Consider the following 19,537-nt stretch of genomic DNA (forward strand, 5'->3'; position numbering starts at 1 on the left):
ATTCTCTATGCCGCATACAAGTATAGTATCAAATCAGGAGGCATTTGGATATCTACTTCTCTTCTTTTACTCTTGTAATAATTCGATGATAGATTGTGCCTTTTCATTGCTCGCTACGACAATCAGAACAAGGATTCCGAGCCCAATAATCCAGCTTGATACCATGCTTGATCACCCTCTCTATCGGAGCAGATATCAACCATGTTAATAATCTATCCGCCCCTAAAAGGAAATATGACATAATCATCCCTTAGCACGTCCCCCTCCCGTGCCCTATGCCGATATCCCCCTCGCTCATCCATTCATCAGGGATTTTAGATTGCCCAAGAGCGCACGCACAAAAAAAGCTCCCGAAGGAGCTATTAATTCAAACAAATCGTATTAATCTAGTAAGCTTGTAACCGCCGATTGTTGAATGACGGGCTGTGTTGTTGTATTCGAGCCCGCTTGCAAGCCCAGGCGTTGACCGAGCTGTTTGTTAATTTCCGACATACGTGCGGTTTGTTCTGTAGCGGAATTAATGATCGTGCGGTTAGATTCCTCACAGCGAGTGATCGCGGAAGTAAGGTCGTTCATCGCTTGAGTGATTTGCTCCATAGACATAGAGGATTTCGTCATCGCTTGGGAGGTTTTCTCCGTTGTCTCATTCAGTAGACGAGCATTCTCCGCGAACTGCTTGCCGAGCATATCGTTGGTTGCATTAACGGCTTCGATGACCTTCATCTGATCGTCTAACGCGGTAGCAATCATCGCTGATACAGTTATTAGATGCTGGGTTTTGTCGATTGTCGCATCAACCGAATCGATGAGCTTATCATTATTGTCATTAATAATATCGGAACCGGCAATCGCTTGCTGGTAAAGCATGATCATCTCAGTTAATGCCTGGATCCGGGTAACAACCTTGCGCAAGCCGCGCTCTAGTTGAATTTTACGCAACTCATTTTCCGGTTTGGCAATTTCTTGTTCGAACAATACTCTGAGTTGATTACCAAGCTCAATCCGCTGCTGGACATTGTACATTTCCTGCAAACACATTTGTTTCAAATTGCGCATATGCACAATATTTTCTTCCAAATTGTCTTTACCGTTACGCAGAGCGGAGATAATGGCTTGTACATTCGTTCTAACGGACTGATATTTCATGATGTAGTTCTTCATCGGAGTTTTACGCAGAATCTTCTGCATAAGAGACAGGTCCTTACTACGATTCAGATCGTCCACTTCACCGCGGAGCTTCATGATGTTACCCGCGATTTCCGATCGTTTGCCGCCGAGGAGATCATTCAGCGGGCGCTCTAGCAAGGTCAGATTATGTCCGGCCTTCTCCATCGTCTTCTGACCCATTCTTCCGATCTCATCCATCAGGGAATCCAATTGCGTGGCATCTGTTGATGCAATACGTTGGATCGTTGATTGCGCTTCCTGTTGAACCTTAACCGTATCCGCTTCCTTGAGCATAATAGCTTGCATACTCATTTGTAGTACCTCCTCATAGATTTAATTTCTTAATCCGTAACGTTGGTGAATTAGCTCGGCTTTGTTTTTCAATTCCATTAGGTCTTTCTGTTCGATAAAGCTTGTATATGTGGAAATCTGATTGTCTATATCCTTTAAGCTATTCAACAAGATTCTACGATTCTGCCGTTTCGCTTCTCCGCTTAAGTTAATAAATGGATTAATCGCTCCATTTAAATCCTTCAGAACCAGCCGTTGAATTTTGTGGTTAATATCTCCGTTATTAAACACGACTAGCTGCGGTATGATACGATTGAGCCTTACGAGCAAAGAGAGCGTTCGTTGAACAATCTCATTATCAAGATTGTTCTTCTCCCCTTCCAGCAGAACCATATCCTCAATGGTTCCGATATATTCTAGAATTGAAATCCATTCCGGACCTAGATCAGGAGTCTGTTCGTCAGGCGCTTTATTCGAGCTGGATGCAGCGCTGCTGCTAGTCGCTTGATTGACTGTCCGCTGCTGACCTTGATTCTGTATAGCTTGTGTAGTTTGGTTACTTAAGCTCTGAGATTGTGCGCTTGTAGATTGAGCAAGTGCCGCATCTCTCTCCGCAGCAAGTCGAGCTACTTTGAGCTCAGCCTGGCGAATTGTCGAACCTAACATCGTCCCTAATATAGGGAAGACCAAGGCAACTGCATCAGGTAAAAAACTGACCGATATAAGACCAGCGACATAACCAATGATTACGGAGGCTGCCCCCCATTTCGAACGAAGCAAGTTGCCTCTACCTCCTGTCCCTAACATTGTTGATATAAGTGTATGGTTTTCATTTGCTCTCGTCAATTTTTTATCCATTTATTACCCTTATCCGTCCATTAGAATTGGAAGCTCAAGGTAACTTGCCTTAATTCCGTATTTAGGAGTTGGTTGTTCAAACGTCCTCCCCATAATCGTTTGGACGGCAAGATAAGGCATGTTCACCCCGCTTAGACAAGTGATGAACAGCCCCCCGGACATTCTCGGATTAATTTCCAGAAGCTTAGGTATGCCTTTGTTGTACTTCACTTGAATGTTAAATACATAGGGAATTCTACATTTTCCAGCGACTCTGCCTGCAATCTCCATGAGTTCAGGCTTTTCTTCCAGCAGATAAATTCTACCTGACGCCTTCCTTCTAGGTACAGCTACGATAAGCTTTCCCTGCGAATCAGCCAGACAGTCGATACTTATCTCATCTTCCTCGAGCAGCTCCATAACCATCAGCTTAGGAAACTTCTCTACCGTGGACAAGGTGCTTAGCACTTGCTCGTAAGGAACGGATAAGCTAACCCAGCCATATAAATTGGCCAATGCATCCATGTTGTTATCGATAATCCTAAAGCCCATTCCGCCTTCAGAATTGGTCGGCTTGAAGCAAACCTTGTGGCCGCTGTGAACAAGACTTTCATAAGCCGCTTTGAATTGGTCAACCGTCTCGACGACATGATAATCGGGAATCTCAACAACTCCGGTATCCTCAAGCGTTTCATAGAATTTATCCTTTTCCAGCATGCTTTCCAACAATTCTATATCGCGGCATACCATAACCTTCGTACCGATCGCATCGAACCGATGTATTTCCTTAGCAATCTCGAGCATCTTGAGCCGAGGAATAAAGATATCGATGTCATGGCGGCGACAGAAATCAACGGCATAATCGACATACTCGGTTCCATGCAGAACAGGCTCCTGCTCAGAATAATCACAAGCCTGCAAGGATAAATGGTTCGGGTCCGGATGGGTACCGAAAAACTTGAAAAGCTCTCCATCTGGATTATCACGAATCATGTTCATATAATGGTAGGACACTGAGAACCAGCGATTGAAGTAAATATTCGTCATTGCGCGTTTCTGACCTCCATTCTGTTCATCAACACATCAAGAATCTCATCGCATGCCCGAATCCCGGACCGCTCTGTAAATCGGATATGATCATGTGTCCCATATTTCCGATAAAGTTCACCATGTTTCGGAGCCACAGCTTCCTCGGCAATAACGAGCATACTCTCATCCAGTAAGCTATCACCAGCAGCAAATACGCAGCCTTCATTCGAGAGCTCTTTCACGTATTGAACGGCTAAGCCTTTGCTAAGCGTTTTGGGAACAAGATAAATTTTGCGGCCTTGCAGTGAAGAGTTCCATCCAAAGCCCTGCAGGAGCACCTCAAACTCAGTCATCATACCTTGCGGCAGTAATTCACGGTTAATGATTATGGAGTAGAACAACTCATCACAGTAGCTTTCCTTCATGATCAAACCGTCTCCCGATACCATTCTATCGAACAATTCCTTAATTTCAACGGCAGGAGCGCACTCTTTAAGGGTAATACGCTTTACTTGATTTTCCCAACTCAAATCCGATTGCCCGTTAACGAGCACTCTTCCTCCGTTACTTACGATTGCGTAACGCGATTCAATGCCCTCCCTCAATCCGAAAACACGCTCAAACTGTTCATAAATTCTAGTTGTCGTAGGCACAAAATGAACCTGCTTGCTTATCCGTTGAAGCTTATGGTAAGCCGTTCGTGTCATGAACGACAAATAATCTCCTTTGTAAGTCTCGACAGGTACGAGTTCATCCGCATCAATGAGCCCCATAGAATTACGGGAGTAGATGAGTGTCTGATCCAAATCACAGGCAAAGATCAAAGCTTATTCCTCCCTTAGCGGTTTAATGATTCCGCAGCATGAATAGGTCATATCCGGATAAACCTCAATAGGTACTTCACGTTCATTGGCAAGTAGAAGAATTGGAACGAGATTCGGGTTGTTAATGTCGTTAACGAGTATTTTCCACGGGACTCTCCGCAGCAACACTCGTGTTGTCTCCCCAACGCCAGGTTTAATGAGGTTAATATCTGAAATCCCGTAATCCTGCTGGATTCTCCGGATATCCTGTTCGCCTCTCCACGTGAGTGGATCTCCCTGTTGCTCAAGCAATTGTATTGCAGCTATTAAAGCATCCGGTCTTGCCGCATCGAAATGTTGTTCAATCGTATCCACATATACATTCGATAGATCGTCCTTCTCCCACTCCGCATAATACTTAGCACCATGAAAGTCTTCAGGGCCGATTAGATCGTCACGCAGCACAGTTCGGCTTATCAATCCCGAGACCGTAGAATTCAGACAAGCGCTGGGGATAAGAAAATCATCGCGGGTACCGAAAGTCGCGGAGCAGCTTCCCGGGTCAGCCAATACAGCGAGGTCGTCGTTCAATCGAACTCCGTATTCACGATTAAACTTCTCGCAGGCCTGAATAAGCACCTTTCGTATCGCCCCTTTACCCGTCCACCCATCGATAAATTGGACATCTTCTCCCGGGTGATTAATTAAAATATATTTAAGGGCGTTCTCATCGATTCCTTTGCCTCTAATAATGGAGATGCTGTAATGATTCAGGTCTCTGTGGTAATAGGCTTTAATATATCTTTTGATGAGTACACCGATTGGGGTGCCTGCTCTCGCTAACGAAACTAGGACAAGGGATGTCCCTCTTTTGCTTACAATCTGTTCAGAGACGACTGCCACCGCTTCCGCAACTTTGGGGGCTGAAAGGGCCAAGGTCTTGTGGAATAAATCAATATAGGCTTCTGAAGGTCGATATTCTACCGGCAGCATCTCCGAGTAATGGGTTCCGGATTGAATCGCTTCCTCCCGGTCCTCTGTACCCCGCTCCAATGGAATAGCGCTAATATCCTTTAATAGAAAAACAACATCCTCGGGCTTATAGCTGCCCTTTATAGAAGGGGGAGCTATATGATGATCAAATCGCAAGGCGCTCATTGGGTTCTCCTCCGGATGATTTACTCACTGAAATAAACGAGATGCACAAGCGGGATACCTATTTTACGCAAAACGCGTTCAAAGGACTCTCTCTTCTGCGGTTCAAGCTCACGCTCTATGAAAACAAATATTTCGTCGTACTGCCCTGGTGTGAGGTTGTACATAAAATTATCAACATTCGCATCCTCAGAGGAGTCGAAACGATAAGCGGAGGTGACCGCATACTCATCGCGATTGGACGGGTAGATGGGACTTCTCGTTGTCGACTGATAGAAAACTCCATCACCCATCAGACTAGCTATACGCATAGGGATATACATAAATTCCCCCGTTCCCATACAAAGCGTCCTCTTGCCCATTCTTTGGGATGTCATATACTCAGCAGCCTGTACGATTTCCCGCTGAAGTGCTTTATTCTGGGCATCGTTAATTCCAAAACGGCCGGTAAGCTTAAGATAGGGTACAATATGCTCAGATATCGGTCCAGATACATCTTGTGTTGCGGACTCCGTATGCTCGAAATACGGGGAGATTGAATGTTTGCGGTACTCCGTCTCTCCCTCTACAATGGGCGCTGTCTGCTCCATATTCTCAGTAAGCGGACTTCCCTCAACTGAAATTGTCCCCTCCAGAAGAGAAAGGCATCGGATACGGATCCCCAGCTCCGACTCAAGCGCTGCAAAACGTTCGCGATCCGCGGCCGATCGCCAATCCAGCAGACTAGCCACCACAAAATCACGGTGGCCAAATCTCTTATGAAGTTCCTTAATTATGTTAAGCGAGGTATTCCCTGTTGTGATCTCATCATCAACCAATACTACTCTTGAAGCATTGGTGAAAATCCCTGGATTCCCAGCATAGCAGCGATGAGAAACAGCGTGGGAATGCTCTTCCTCGAAGTTAATAAGAGAATCTAGATAATCAATTTGCTCCCGGGTCGTGTGCAAGTAGGCCACATTTCCCTCGAATGCATCGAACATGCTATGACCAAGGGCAGTAGCCGTTTCCGCGAAACCAATAAACAATGTCGGCTCATCCACTTTGATTTTCGAATCCATCAAACGCTTATAAAGCGCATTTGCCTTTTCAGTATTCGCAATAGCGATCTGTAATTCATCTGCAGGAACGGTGGTTGGTTTATCGAATATCCACGACTCGTATAAACACCCCAGCACCGCACCCGATGAGAGTGAAAGCGCAGCTTGTACCGGAATATGCTTCCCGAGCAGCTTGCTGACGAACAGAAAACCGCGCTTTTTATTCATTCTAGCGGCCATCTGAAAAAGGTGATCTAACTCTAATCGGTAAGGATTTGAAGTTACACTAACCTCAACCTGTAAACTATCAATAATTTTATACAAACGCTTCTGCGGGTTGCTTGACTGCGAGAAGGCTGGTGAAGTTATGCTTTTCATGTAACACCCCAAAGATCTTTGATCTGTTCATAATACGGTTCGACCAGTTTAGATGCGGTTTGATCTCGTTCATCTTGTTCTCGTATTGGCTTTTCATAACACCATGATCGCCTTGATTGTTAGAAATAATGCTTAGCGCATCGATATATTCCTCATGGGTGACAACATATAAGGATTGCACTGGCTGAAGGTGGGTGGGATGAATGATGGTCTTGCCAATGATGCCATTCTCCTTGTCGTAAGCAACCTCCCGAATCAAGCCGTCTACATATCGATCAATATAGGACATGCGCAGCCGAAGCCCATCCTGGCCCATCATCTCTTCAAATGGAGTTTCCCTTAGCTGTGGCTTCAGCACCCGATCACTTTTGAAATACTCCCATACGGGTCCGGAGATCACAAAGCTATTGTCAGCTCTACCGAAAATATTGATAATGTCCGTCACGCAATCCCGAATCACCCCGATATCATAAATCGTCATGTCGGGATTCCGTCTTAAGCCGAATATACTAGAAAAGTCAGTCGCTCCAATACGCACGTTAAGTACGTATTTCTTGTAGTCAGTCAATAAAGCTTGAATGTCCATGAGGGCGGAAAGTCGGCTTTCGCGGTAAATGACGTCAGTAGTCTCTAAGATTGGCATACCGTATAGAATAGGAGCATTAGTCGGCTTCCCTTGATTATAATTATCAAGGATATGGAAGTAAGCTTCACCGGAGGCAGCCGTGAACTTAGGAAAAGCAAAACCTGTAATTAAAGGAAGCTGTTCAGATAACACGACAAGCAGCTTGGAGAATTGTTCGGCGGAACGGACACGAATGAAAATCAAAGGCAGCGAATTGTAATGCAGCCTTCCATTTTCGATAGAAGCTTGAAGCTTGTACATCGTTTCGCACAAGGTTTGTTCCGCAAAGTGAACTTGGTTGTCCCCTACTGCATCCTCTAAGTCGATAACAATAGAAACGAGCCCGCGGATTTTCTGATTCACAATGTCTTCCGCTATTGTTGATCTAATTGCAGGCATATAGAGCGCAGCACCAATCGCATACGCCAGTAATTCTTTATCATCGCGATTGCTGAACTCCGCAGGGAGGTAATGAAAAATATCACTTTCCTGTTCCGGGGTCAGATAGTCAAAATATCTCACTGACATCATCTCCTAGTGGTAATAGCAAATAAACTGACTTGTTAAAAAATATCCCCCACTTAAGCATGAGGGATATCGCCGTGATTATGAAGTGTTGAATCCTAAGAAGCTAACTTTTCACGTTTTCTCTTTAAGGAACCAAACAACAATGTAACTCCGAATATGACAATAATTAACGCAAAGAAGGCCGCGTGAGACACATGATAATGGAACGCTGCTGCCATCATCTTCGCCGAAATCAAGATAATGAGATAGAATGCTGCCCTCTCCAATTCCGGAAACTTATCAATTAACCTCAAGAAAACTTGAGCGACGCCTCGCATCATCAATACGCCGAGAATACCGCCAAGGAACAATACCCATACCTCTTCGCTGACACCGAATGCTGCGAGTACGCTATCGATACTAAAGGCAATATCCATCAACTCGACCGCTAGCACTGTACGCCAGAAGCCTTGACCCTTGTTAACAACTTCACCCTCTTCATCCACCATCTTGCGAGTGGGATAAGGGATAAGAGGAACGCCGCCAATACGCACAGCCTTGAATTCCAAATGGTACAAATTACTAAGCGCGATCCAGAGCAAGTAGAGCGCTCCAAGAATCTTGAGCCATGTGAATTGAACCAAGTATACCCCTATGCCGATTGCGATAAACCGGAATACATAGGCACCTAGCAAGCCGTAGAACAAAGCTTTCTTCTGCTGTTCCTTCGGAAGATGCTTGACCATAACAGCTAACACCAAGGCGTTATCCGCTGACAGCAGGCCTTCAAGCAGAACTAATGTCCCGATGATACCCCACGTTGTAGGTTCGGACAATACTTGTCCAATATGCTCCCAATCGAAAAAACCCGAGAAAGTTTCAATAAAATTACTAAAAATCTCCATCATCTTCGTCCTCCTGCTGGACTATTGCCAATTTGTGTTCGCACTTGCTTGTGTACTTAAATAATCTTACTTCCTGCCTTTGGACCAACGAAGACCCCAATTATAGGCCTTGTCCAATTGCTGTTGATCATCGAAAAATTGAACCAATCTCTCGATACTGAACGTTTGATTGTTCACGTTTTTGATCATTGCAACAGCACATAATCCCTTGCTGTTGTTATACTCGTCCATTCGGACTTCGATATCGGGACCGCCGGATTGCTTAATCGTAACGATTCCATCCGCTTGTGTCCAATTTGTTGCCCCTTCATAAATAAAAGCAAAGATGACAACTCTCTCAATCTCCGTCACCTTTGAGCCATTAATCCGCAGATTCTCGCCTCCAGCCAGCGCGCCGGTACGATCATCACCGTCCAACGAAACATAAGGCGGGCGATTGAGATCGCCGAAGGCATTACCCAAAGCTTGAACGCCGCCCTTGGTGCCGTCCTTCAACTCATATAGACAGCCCAAGTCCAAATCAATTCCCGAAGCGGCCCGGAAGAGTCCTCCTCCGGTTTTCTTGCGATTCCAGTTTAGGTTAACCAGAATTTCCCCCAAAGAACCCGCTTTTTTCTCGAGGTTGATGACCTCTCCTTTTTTGCGCAGCTCAATTTTGTCTAATCGGATCGATGAAGGCGGCGCAGACGGCGGCGTAACTGGAGCTGTTTGAGCCGCAGCTGGCGGTGCGATCGGAGGCTTCGGGGGAGCTTGTCCAGTAATAGCCGGTCCTGCTGTGGAAGCCGGCGATGATGGCGCCTGGGGCTCGTCCACATCAATCCCGAAGCTATTGCACAGAGCAGACAAGCCTCCTGAATAGCCTGAGCCGATGGCGTTAAACTTCCAATCGGTGTTATATCTATATAATTCCCCTACGACAATCGCCGTCTCGACAGGAAAGTTATTTCCAAGTTCATATCGAAACATTTCGCTCCCGGACACCTCATCCATGACTCGGATATATGCGTCCTTTACAAGAGAGAAGTTCTGCTTGCGAGCATCGCCCTCGTAGATCGTTAGCGCTATGGGAACCCGAACAACCTCCGTAGGAATATTACTTAGAGTAACAAGGACTTGCTCTTGGTCTGCTTGGTTGCCATAGGATTTCTTATCTGTTGTCAAAATCTTAATACCTTCATTAGCACCCGACGGATTCGAATAATAAATCAAATCCTGATCTGTGCCAACCTTGCCATTGCTCCGAAGAACGAATGCGGATAAGTCCAAATCAACACCAGCCGATGAGCTCCAGCCCATTCCTACGATAATCCGACTGAGTGAAGGGTTATTCTTGGTTATATCCGTTTTTTGACCTTTTATAATGGACAGAGACATGGCTTCAAGCCCTCCACATGGAATTACTTGGCATCGAGGCCATAGTTGTTTGCCAGCGCAGATAACCCGCCGGTAAAGCCGGAGCCAACCGCTTGGAACTTCCAATCTGCACCATGGCGATAGAGCTCGCAAACGACAACAGCTGTTTCAACGGAGAAATCCTCTCCTAAATCGTACCGAAGAATTTCGCTTCCCGTTTGCTCGTCCACCAATCGAACGAACGCATTGGAAACCTGTCCGAAATTCTGGTTGCGCTTCTGCGCTTCATGAATGGTTACGGTAATACCAATACGATGGATGGAATCTGGAATCTTAGCGAATACGATCTTAATCCGTTCATCGTCGCCATCTCCCAGCCCGTCGCGGTTGTCACCGCTGTGGGCAACGGCTCCGGAATAGACGGAGAGATTGTTGTAGAACACGAAATCCTCAATTCCGCTTGCTTTTCCATTCTCTCGAAGCAGGAAGGCGGATGCATCTAAATCAAATGCTTCTCCGCCTGTATATTTATTGGTATCCCATCCGAGTCCGATAATGGCATGTGTAAGTCCTGGGTTGGTTTTAGTTAGATCGATTCTTTGACCCTTAGATAGGCTGATGGTCATCTGAGATCCTCCTATACTTGTACGCCGAAGTCACGGCATAGTCCGCTTAATCCATCTCTGTAGCCGCTGCCGACCGCGCTGAATTTCCATTCCCCGTTATGGCGGTAGAGTTCACCGACAACAACAGCTGTTTCCACTGAGAAGTCTTCCCCAAGATCATAACGAATAAGCTCTTCGTTGGTGCCATCCTTCAGAATACGGACGAAAGCGTTAGCGACCTGTCCGAAGTTCTGATTCCGGGCCCCGGCATCATGAATAGTGATACAGAAAGCGATTTTCTGTGTATCTGCGGGAACCTGACTTAAATCTATAGCAATCGTCTCGTCATCTCCTGCGCCTTCGCCGGTTTGATTGTCGCCGGAAGATTGAATAGATCCGTTGCTATTCTTCGGATTGTTGTAGAAAATAAAATCGCGTTCGGAGTTAACCTTACCCGAAGCATTCAAGCAGAAAGCCGTAGCATCGAGGTCAAATGAGCTTCCGCCATCGTATTTGTTCGTATCCCAGCCTAAGCCTACTTTTACTTTTACCAGCCCCGGGTTGGATTTCGTTAAATCGACTTTTTGGCCTTTAGATAAATTAACAGCCATGGGAACTGCCTCCTTTAATTGGAAAGGACCGCAATCCGAATGAAAAGCGGCCCCTAAAGTAACGGGAATTAATTTACATCAAACCATAGTCTTTAACCAACCCTGTAAGGCCTTCTTTATATCCGCTGCCTACAGCGTTGAATTTCCATTCCCCGCCGTGACGATACAATTCACCAACGACTACAGCCGTTTCAACGGAGAAATCTTCTCCAAGGTCATAACGGATAATCTCAGCGCCCGAGTCTTCATTCACGACACGAACGAAAGCATTGGTCACTTGGCCGAAGTTCTGGCTTCTCTCCGCAGCTTCGTGGATCGTGATACAGAATGCGATTTTCTCCACTTCCGGAGGTACCGCAGTAAGGTTTACTTTTACTTGCTCGTCATCTCCGTCACCTTCGCCAGTCAAGTTGTCGCCAGTATGTACGACGGAACCATTAGCATTCTTGGTGTTGTTGTAAAAAATGAAGTCCTTCTCCGAACCTGCTTTGCCTGCTGCATTAAGACAGAATATAGAAGCGTCTAAATCGAAATCTTTGCCCCCATCATACTTGTTCGTATCCCAACCTAGTCCAACTACTACCTTCGTCAATCCCGGGTTTGTTTTCGTAAGATCAATTTTTTGTCCTTTAGATAAGCTTATCGACATTGTGAAGACCTCTTCTCATTTTAGTTTATTTGGTTTAACCGTCATTTATTATTGGTAACTGCGTGCCAATATATCAACGTGCGGCGCATTTGTTCCTTCGCCAATTGCGTTAAACTTCCATTCTCCGCTGTGGCGATAAATTTCGCCGACAACAAGAGCCGTCTTGCCGGCATAGTTATCCGTCAGGTTAAACCGGATCAATTCCTGTTGGTTGGTATCGTTCAGCACGCGGATATACGCAGAGGAGATCATTCCGAAATCCTGCTTACGGTTAACGCAATCGTAAATATTAACAACCATCAATATTTTGTGAATATTCGCAGGAATACGGCCTAGGTCAACGTGAATTTGCTCATCATCGCCATCACCTTCACCTGTGCGGTTGTCGCCGGAATGAACGACTGAACCGTCAGGGCTCTTCAGGTTATGGAAGCAAACAAGATTCTTACCTTGCAGCTTTCCGTTCTCATCGAGCAGCAGCGCGGAAGCATCACAGTCAATATCCACTTTCTTGGAGCCGAAGAAGCTCTTCTTCTCAACCGGATTCCATCCAAGGCCAACAACGATTTTGCTGAGCCCGGCGTTACCCTTCGTCAAATCGATCTTCTGTCCTTTTACTAGAGAAATCGTCATTTCAACGGGCGCCTCCCTTTCAACATGGGTAATCTCTTGCATCTACGATTGAATTACTATAGGCATTATCCATCGACTAACATTGTTTACGGTATTGCGACAAAAAGGTTTCAGCAAAACATGTAAATTTCGATGGATTTGCACAACATGTAAATTATACCCTAATTTAAAGCAACTAACGAGTCGTTTAACAGATTTTCCCTTCCAAACAAGCATAAACGTCAAAAAAAGTTTGAACCTCCTTAACGTTAACCCAAGCCGGAACTTATTCCCGCTCATATTGTGTTAGGAACAAATATTGGGCAAGGGCAGTCTTTTGCTTACAGAGGAAGTCTACGGAATTCTGCTTGTATGAAATGGGAGGGGTACTCTGATGCAACCTGATGCTTCGAATACGGTATGGCATAAAACATCATTAAATATAAGCGATCGTCATGCGTTAAATTGTCACAGGAGCTGTGTCCTATGGTTTACCGGCTTATCAGGAGCGGGAAAATCAACACTGGCGACTGCAGTGGAACGGAAACTTTACGCCCAGAGGATTCGATCCTATGTATTGGACGGCGACAATATTCGGCAGGGATTAAATAAAAATCTTGGCTTCGCCCCGGAAGATCGAACGGAAAATATCCGGCGAATTGGAGAAGTGTCCAAGCTGCTCTCCGATGCCGGACTATTCGTTCTGGTTGCCTGTATTTCTCCTTACAAGGCGGATCGGGATAGCGTCCGTTCGATGTTTCGGGAAGGCGAGTATATTGAAATTTATGTGAAATGCTCTATTGAAGAATGTGAACGAAGGGATCCCAAGGGGTTATACAAAAAAGCAAGGTCTGGGGAAATTTCCAACTTTACGGGTCTTACGTCTCCATATGAGTCTCCCATAAATCCCGACCTCATCATGGATACCGAAAAACGAAGTTTAGCGGCAATGGTCGATACCATTATTCAGTATTTGGAAGAAAGAGAATTGCTTTGTACTTGATTTTGTAAAATTAGACTGACTTCCATCCATCAACGGTATATTCACGAAGAGAAACCCATTTTAGACGATAACCTCCGTGGCACGGCAAATTTTCAGGACCTTCAGATGAGGTTTATGGCATTTTATTGATTTAAATGGGAAAAGACAGGATCAGTTCAATGTGAACTAATCCTGTCTTTAATTCGCCTGCAGAAAGAAATTTGGCCATATTGAATCCAATCCATCTGCTTTCCCCGCATTGTATTCAAATTTTAAGTTGACAGCTCATAGTAAATTTTTTATAAAATGTTTCAGTTCTTCTCCTTCTTTATCAAAATCAACCTTAAGCTTAAAGTTATCATACATATTTTTGCATAATGCTGAATAGCGATTTTCCTCTGAGTAGTAAAGTATTTTATTTACTATTTCTTGCGGGGATAAACCGTCAATGGAAAGGCATGTTACGCCGTCTACCATAAGCTCTTTTCCTAGCTTTTCATTATAATATTCCGCCTTTACGATCAGGGGTCGTGCCATGGCCGCACTATTATAAATAATATGACCATACCCGTCGCCACCATATTTGGTATGCCAAATAAAACGCGCTTTCCTCATTTGCTCTGCTATAACCTGGTGTCCGGAAATATTACCGTTACGACATTCAACGCCATAACTCTTAAACGTCCAGTTCGGCATTAACGCTTCAACTGTTTGGAATAATTGATAATCGCGGGCGCAACCGCCTTCATCAATAAAGCAGTTAACGAAGGAATGAATATAATTCCCGGGGAGAGAAAAGTCCGGATGAAACATAGACAGATCAAATTCCTGGTGATAAAGAATGGAATGTATGTGCTTAGGAATGCTTTTTATGACTGCGCTTGTCATCACGTTCGGCGCGATCCACTGCTGCATCTGCCAATCGTTACCTATTTGGAAAACAAGCTTCGGTTTACTTGGATGAGTTTGGCAAAGTCGCCAAAACGGCTCAACATGTTCGGGCAGGGAAGCAATGACAATATCAACCGGTAATTCATAAAAACCATCCAATGTGACACCTTTGTAAGTAAAACCGCTGCGATCCTGACACATATAAATGGAGCGATTGTCTTTCAATGATTCTCCTTTTCCAACAGGTTCAAGAAATTCTCGGATTACATCAGGATGATCCCTTATTTTCCAAAACCCTTGAGTATACCATTCAACGCCGATTGGTGTCGTTATAGTGCCTCCAAGTCGCTTTTCGAAAAATAATATGAGGCTTAACAGAAGAGAACCGTGATGAAAGTCTGTAAAAACAATTGGTATTGTAAACATATCATCCACCCCTGGCTTTACGATGATGCCAGTATACGAGATTTTATCATTAATAAATGATATGAATGAATAACTTGATTTGCTTGGACACCTATCTATAACAAGGTCTAAAAAATATTAACAGGAAAGATAAAAACTAGGCCTAAAACATTGTCAACAAGACAAGCGAATGAATCATAATATGTACATAGAATTTTAGAGATCATGATTAATTCTATGATACGAATGGATGCAAATTTTGTATTCATCATTCCATCAGTCAAACATTTAATTATTGTGGGAGGAATATGAATATGCAAAATCCTAATGAACTAGTTGTTTTTGCACACATAATGAAAACGGCCGGGTCTACTTTGAGGGTTAATTTTCTGGTTCAACAATATGAATCGAATCCCGTGGGGTTAAACAGTCCAGAAGAAATCATTGAAGAAGCGATGAAAGAAAGTACCAAATATATCTGTGGCCATTTTGGCTTTGGGCTTTATACGGGGCTTTATATGGGTGGTGAGAATCATAAAATGTTAATTAATAGTGATTTTCCGCGGCCTTTACACTACATTACATTGCTTCGTGAACCTGTGGATCGCATTCTTTCACTTTTCTATGATATACAGCGTTGGTTTCCCGACCACGATTCTGTTAGAAACAAGGACCTGAAAGAATTTGTAGAGACAAAAAATGTATTTTATGAACCCAATCAACAAACATTGTTAATAACCGGTGGTATTCCAGACTTCAAACTTGCAACAAAACGTATCACCAATGACTTTAAAGTGGTTGGAATCACGGAATTATTTAATGAATCCATTTTTCTAATGAAAAAAGAGTTAGGATGGGATAAAATCACCAGCCTTGATCTCCACAGACACAAACACAACGATAATCCTGAACGCCAAAAACGAGATCAAATTTCCAGAGAATTAATCGAATTTATTGAAAGAAGCAATTCGCTAGATATTCAACTGTATCAGTTTGCCAAGGAATATTTGATTCAGAGGATTAATTCTTTAGATTTAAAAACCAAAGAAGAGATGGATTCGTTTTTGGGGAACAGTTAACTCAGGTCGGTATGGTGAGCCAGAAGAATATTTTTGTCGGCTTACCTTCAGATGAGGTGTATGGCATTTTATTGATTTAAATGGGAAAAGACAGGATCAGTTCAATGTGAACTAATCCTGTCTTTAATTCACCTGCGTTAGGTTACTTATAATCAGCCGTGCTACATCCGCAGTGTTATAGATAACATGGCCATATCCATCGCCTCCATATTTGGTATGCCCTATTTCAACCCTTGTATAAAATGTTGGAGGGCCTGTGATTCCCGATCGAAATCGACCTTCTCCTTAAAGTTTTCGTATACATTTTTGCATAGAGTTGCATAGCGCTGTCCGTCCGAATAGTAGAGAATTTTATTTGCCACCTCTTGAGGGCTTAATCCATCTATGGCAACGCATGTTACCCCGTCTATCATGAGCTCTTTCCCTAGTTTATCTTGATAGTATTCGATCTTAACAATCATCGGCCGTGCTACGGCGGCAGTGTTATAGATAATATGGCCATACCCATCCCCGCCAAATTTGGTATGCCAGATAAAGCGGGCCTCTCTCATGCGCCCAGCTAATTCTTCAGGAGTACTCGCACAACCGTCTCGACATACAGAGCCAAAGCTCTTAAAAGCCCATTCAGGCATCATTTTTTCAACCGTCTCAAATAACTGCCAATCGGGAGCGTAACACGTCCAATCAGAGGCATAGCCTTCGGCTACGGTAAAACAATTAACAAAAGAATAAATATTTTGACTTGGGAAGGAAAAGTCGGGATAAAAAACGGATAGGTCAAATTCTTGGTGGTATGAAATATAGTGTATGTTTTCCGGTACGTTTTTTATTATTGAGCTTGCCATGACATTTGGGCCAAGTCCGGCTTCAACAGACCAAGCATTTCCAATTTGGTAAATCAGTTTTGGCTTATTGGGGTGGCTTTGGCAAAGGCGATGAAACGGTTCAATATGAGCGGGTATTGAAGCAATTACAATATCAACCGGCATTTGATAGAAACCGTTCAAGGTAATACCTTTGCAGGTAAAACCTGTATCCGGGCATAAATATACCGAGTCGCTATTCTCAAGAGGGTTTCCTCTTTTCGTGTCCAGGTACTGTGCAACAGTATCCGGGTGATCAAATACTTTCCAGAAACCATGGGTATACCAATCGTAGCCAATAGGTTGAAAAACACTTCCCCCGAATCGCTTTTCAAACAACAAAATGAAGCTATATAGAAGAGAACCGTGGTGGTAATCAGTTACAACAATTGGTCTTGAAAACATATTTACCCGCTCCTTAATTTTTTTGTTAACGTTTAATTATAGTCATGGTCTTTGGGATCTTGGCTGTGGCGCTCTTTGAACTGAACAAAGAAAAAACGAGTGATGATGAAGGCTACACCCACGGTGAAATGGTTCGTGGCCTTTTCCACACTCGTTATCAGGTTCGCGTGAAAAACCACAAGGGCATTCAGTGAATCTCTAATATTACAGTCCTCCTGTTCTACTCCACTTAAAGTCACGCGGATGCGTTTTATATAGCGCGGCGAGACCACGAGGTGTTGCAAAATGGAATGGTCTTATTTTTTCGTATTTAACTAAACCATATATTTCACCTGGAATCTCCCCCCACGGCCAATAGGGTTGATTGGGATGGTCTGGATTGTCTCTTACTTCTTGTCCTAGATGCCTGTGGAGGTCATGGATAAAAATAAATCCACCCTCTTCTAGGTAGTCGTAGAATTTAATAAACTCCGCAAAGCGTGTTTGTGGCTCTGTATCCAGCAAGATCAGCTTATATTTCTTCTCGCCTGGGTCAAAATCTTTGACATCTTTACAATATAAATTTACCTGATTTTGTAAGCCCATTCGATGTATTCGCTCAACTGCCCGTTCATGAATAGGTCTCGAAAATTCAATGGTATCAAGTTTACCCTTACCATTGTCTTTGAGTGCCATGCCCATATAGGAGGCACCTGTTGCATAGTGGGTGCCTGTCTCAAGTACCCATTCAGGCTTTAAAAGCCGGACAAACCCATAGAGAAACTCACCTGTTTCACACTCAATACCACCAGAATTGAATGCGGAATACAGTTTTGCTTCCTCTCCACCTGACCATTCAGACTCACTATGGAGCTTGAGAGTTGGATCGAGAGATAATAATAGGTCAGTTATGTTCATTTACTTTTCTCCTTTTTAAGTACTGCATATTCGATAGCATCATCAGCGGGACATGAATATTTTATGCGCATTTAACCGCTAACGTTTATACCTTAACCTATGGCAATAAGTCGTCAATACGTCTTTTTTTGAAGCGACGGTTTCCTTTTCTTTCTTATTCTCATTCTTCTTTTGCGCGTCGAGCGTACTTTCGAGGTTTGCCGTTTTGTTTTTTTATTATTATTTTTGCGTACAGGTTTTAAAGTATCATATATTATTGTTTCATTTTTTTCGGTAGTCATTTTTGTTTTTTCTTCAGTTTCAATATCCTCTATCATACTTTCACTTAACATCCCTTCTTCTTCCTTCACACGCGGAGCTCTGGCAGCCAATTTTCGAAATTCGGCGAGAGTACGATCTGCGACTACATTCCACTTAAACTGTTCGACGTGAATAGAAGCGCGTCTTTTGAGCCGCTCACGCAATACAACATCGAAACATAGGGCTTCAAGTCCTTTAGAGATACTGCTTACATCGTGAGGATCTACAAGTATGGCAGCGTCTCCGACCATCTCAGGCATCGAGGTGGTCGTGGAAGTAAGTACGGGAACGGCACATTGCATAGCCTCAAGAACCGGTAAGCCTGCTCCTTCGTATAACGTTGGGAAAGCGACACCGATCGCCCGGTTATAAATCTGAAGTAACTGTGATTTCGAAACACGCCCTATATAATGAATACGATCACTCAATCCGCAATCAGCTGTAATACTGTGCATTTGCTCCCGAATATGTTCAGGGATATGATTAACGAATACAAGTTGCACATCATTGTCTTTAACGCGTTTAACCATTTGTGCAAAGGCTTGAATCAAACTCTTCGCATTTTTACGAAAATCGGCCGGCGAAAAAGCAAGGATATACGGCTTATTTTCCGGAAGAAGCGGGATAGGCCGGTTTCCACCTTCCTTTAAAACGAAAAAATCTTCACAGCCGATACCAATCGTAGTCATTTTTTCTTCTGAAAACCCAAACCTGATATGATCCTTTCGGGTATAATCTGAAATCGAGAACAAATGATCTAGCTTGTGAAGCATCGCTAATTGAAGAAAGTATCGATGCTGATCTACCGGGTTCTGCAAATAAACTTTAGGAAATACTGCTGGAATAATATCGTAAACGACGGCGGTAAATCGAAACTGAGGCAGTTGATCATAAAGGATGATTTCAGGAAATGGCATTTCCATAGGACTTGGAAAATGAAAAACATCTATATCGTTCTGAATGATAAACCGGGAGAGCTCCGCTTTGAAATCTTCACTGCTCAGTTCGTTGTAATTAGGTTGAAAATAAAATAATTGCACATCTGGATGGTCAAGCAAATGAGTGATATGAGAGAAGGTATAATTGCCAATCCCCTCGAAAACAGAAGCATTCTGAGCAAAATTCATATCTATTCCAATTCTCATTCA

20 protein-coding genes are annotated in these 19,537 nt (G+C 43.7%); 3 read left to right on the forward strand and 17 right to left on the reverse strand.

Features of this window, described 5'->3' with window-relative positions; all coding sequences use genetic code 11:
* Positions 1-381 precede the first annotated feature (381 nt).
* The 13 genes from ACESLK_RS00505 to ACESLK_RS00565 all read right to left on the reverse strand — a co-directional run bounded on the left by ACESLK_RS00505 (position 382) and on the right by ACESLK_RS00565 (position 12,588).
* On the reverse strand, positions 382-1,479 hold the full coding sequence (locus ACESLK_RS00505) for a toxic anion resistance protein (protein ID WP_372660545.1): 1,098 nt from the start codon (positions 1,477-1,479) through the stop codon (positions 382-384).
* Positions 1,480-1,500: 21 nt separating this feature from the next.
* Positions 1,501-2,238 carry a hypothetical protein gene (locus ACESLK_RS00510; protein ID WP_372660548.1) on the reverse strand — a complete coding sequence of 246 codons (738 nt, stop codon included), beginning with the start codon at positions 2,236-2,238 and terminating at the stop codon, positions 1,501-1,503.
* Between the two features lie 87 nt (positions 2,239-2,325).
* The gene (locus ACESLK_RS00515) at positions 2,326-3,342 is read right to left on the reverse strand and encodes an ATP-grasp domain-containing protein (RefSeq protein ID WP_372660551.1); all 1,017 of its coding nucleotides are present in this window, start codon (positions 3,340-3,342) and stop codon (positions 2,326-2,328) included.
* Positions 3,339-4,148 (reverse strand): hydrolase, encoded by an 810-nt coding sequence (locus ACESLK_RS00520; RefSeq protein ID WP_372660554.1) that lies wholly within the window; start codon positions 4,146-4,148, stop codon positions 3,339-3,341. The genes ACESLK_RS00515 and ACESLK_RS00520 overlap by 4 nt, the downstream gene beginning before the upstream one ends.
* A gap of 3 nt (positions 4,149-4,151) precedes the next feature.
* A complete protein-coding gene (locus ACESLK_RS00525; RefSeq protein ID WP_372660557.1) occupies positions 4,152-5,285 on the reverse strand; it encodes a cysteine protease StiP family protein in 1,134 nt (377 codons plus the stop codon).
* A 20-nt stretch (positions 5,286-5,305) separates the two neighbouring features.
* Positions 5,306-6,700 carry a phosphoribosyltransferase family protein gene (locus ACESLK_RS00530; RefSeq protein WP_372660560.1) on the reverse strand — a complete coding sequence of 465 codons (1,395 nt, stop codon included), beginning with the start codon at positions 6,698-6,700 and terminating at the stop codon, positions 5,306-5,308.
* Positions 6,639-7,847 (reverse strand): HpcH/HpaI aldolase/citrate lyase family protein, encoded by a 1,209-nt coding sequence (locus tag ACESLK_RS00535; protein WP_372660563.1) that lies wholly within the window; start codon positions 7,845-7,847, stop codon positions 6,639-6,641. Before ACESLK_RS00535 ends, ACESLK_RS00530 begins: the two co-directional genes overlap by 62 nt.
* Positions 7,848-7,948: 101 nt before the next feature.
* Positions 7,949-8,737 (reverse strand): TerC family protein, encoded by a 789-nt coding sequence (locus ACESLK_RS00540; protein ID WP_372661372.1) that lies wholly within the window; start codon positions 8,735-8,737, stop codon positions 7,949-7,951.
* A gap of 66 nt (positions 8,738-8,803) precedes the next feature.
* On the reverse strand, positions 8,804-10,111 hold the full coding sequence (locus tag ACESLK_RS00545; protein ID WP_372660567.1) for a TerD family protein: 1,308 nt from the start codon (positions 10,109-10,111) through the stop codon (positions 8,804-8,806).
* A gap of 23 nt (positions 10,112-10,134) precedes the next feature.
* The gene (locus ACESLK_RS00550) at positions 10,135-10,716 is read right to left on the reverse strand and encodes a TerD family protein (RefSeq protein ID WP_372660570.1); all 582 of its coding nucleotides are present in this window, start codon (positions 10,714-10,716) and stop codon (positions 10,135-10,137) included.
* Between the two features lie 11 nt (positions 10,717-10,727).
* Complete coding sequence (locus ACESLK_RS00555) at positions 10,728-11,306, reverse strand: TerD family protein (RefSeq protein WP_372660573.1); 579 nt, start codon at positions 11,304-11,306, stop codon at positions 10,728-10,730.
* Positions 11,307-11,379: 73 nt separating this feature from the next.
* A complete protein-coding gene (locus tag ACESLK_RS00560) occupies positions 11,380-11,955 on the reverse strand; it encodes a TerD family protein (RefSeq protein WP_372660576.1) in 576 nt (191 codons plus the stop codon).
* A gap of 48 nt (positions 11,956-12,003) precedes the next feature.
* On the reverse strand, positions 12,004-12,588 hold the full coding sequence (locus tag ACESLK_RS00565; RefSeq protein ID WP_372660579.1) for a TerD family protein: 585 nt from the start codon (positions 12,586-12,588) through the stop codon (positions 12,004-12,006).
* Between the two features lie 373 nt (positions 12,589-12,961).
* On the opposite strand from ACESLK_RS00565, the gene cysC reads away from it, so the two are divergent.
* On the forward strand, positions 12,962-13,570 hold the full coding sequence (gene cysC / locus ACESLK_RS00570) for an adenylyl-sulfate kinase (protein ID WP_372660582.1): 609 nt from the start codon (positions 12,962-12,964) through the stop codon (positions 13,568-13,570).
* A gap of 264 nt (positions 13,571-13,834) precedes the next feature.
* On the opposite strand, the gene ACESLK_RS00575 is transcribed toward cysC, so the two are convergent.
* Positions 13,835-14,866: a hypothetical protein gene (locus ACESLK_RS00575; protein WP_372660585.1), complete on the reverse strand. Its 1,032-nt coding sequence runs from the start codon at positions 14,864-14,866 to the stop codon at positions 13,835-13,837.
* A gap of 293 nt (positions 14,867-15,159) precedes the next feature.
* Between ACESLK_RS00575 and ACESLK_RS00580 the strand changes: the two genes are divergently transcribed.
* Positions 15,160-15,924 carry a sulfotransferase family 2 domain-containing protein gene (locus ACESLK_RS00580; protein WP_372660589.1) on the forward strand — a complete coding sequence of 255 codons (765 nt, stop codon included), beginning with the start codon at positions 15,160-15,162 and terminating at the stop codon, positions 15,922-15,924.
* Positions 15,925-16,145: 221 nt separating this feature from the next.
* Here the strand turns inward: ACESLK_RS00580 and ACESLK_RS00585 are convergent, their stop codons facing one another.
* Positions 16,146-17,192 (reverse strand): hypothetical protein, encoded by a 1,047-nt coding sequence (locus ACESLK_RS00585; protein WP_372660592.1) that lies wholly within the window; start codon positions 17,190-17,192, stop codon positions 16,146-16,148.
* Between the two features lie 44 nt (positions 17,193-17,236).
* Here ACESLK_RS00585 and ACESLK_RS00590 point away from each other — a divergent pair, with 44 nt between their 5' ends.
* Complete coding sequence (locus tag ACESLK_RS00590) at positions 17,237-17,386, forward strand: hypothetical protein (RefSeq protein WP_372660595.1); 150 nt, start codon at positions 17,237-17,239, stop codon at positions 17,384-17,386.
* A 10-nt stretch (positions 17,387-17,396) separates the two neighbouring features.
* Here ACESLK_RS00590 and ACESLK_RS00595 read toward each other — a convergent pair whose 3' ends face one another.
* Both ACESLK_RS00595 and ACESLK_RS00600 read right to left on the reverse strand, forming a co-directional pair.
* The gene (locus ACESLK_RS00595; RefSeq protein ID WP_372660598.1) at positions 17,397-18,089 is read right to left on the reverse strand and encodes an O-methyltransferase; all 693 of its coding nucleotides are present in this window, start codon (positions 18,087-18,089) and stop codon (positions 17,397-17,399) included.
* Positions 18,090-18,202: 113 nt separating this feature from the next.
* The gene (locus tag ACESLK_RS00600) at positions 18,203-19,534 is read right to left on the reverse strand and encodes a glycosyltransferase family 4 protein (protein ID WP_372660601.1); all 1,332 of its coding nucleotides are present in this window, start codon (positions 19,532-19,534) and stop codon (positions 18,203-18,205) included.
* Between the last annotated feature and the right edge of the window lie 3 nt (positions 19,535-19,537).

It is taken from the genome of Cohnella sp. (assembly GCF_041640265.1).
In the GTDB taxonomy this organism is placed as follows: domain Bacteria; phylum Bacillota; class Bacilli; order Paenibacillales; family Paenibacillaceae; genus Cohnella.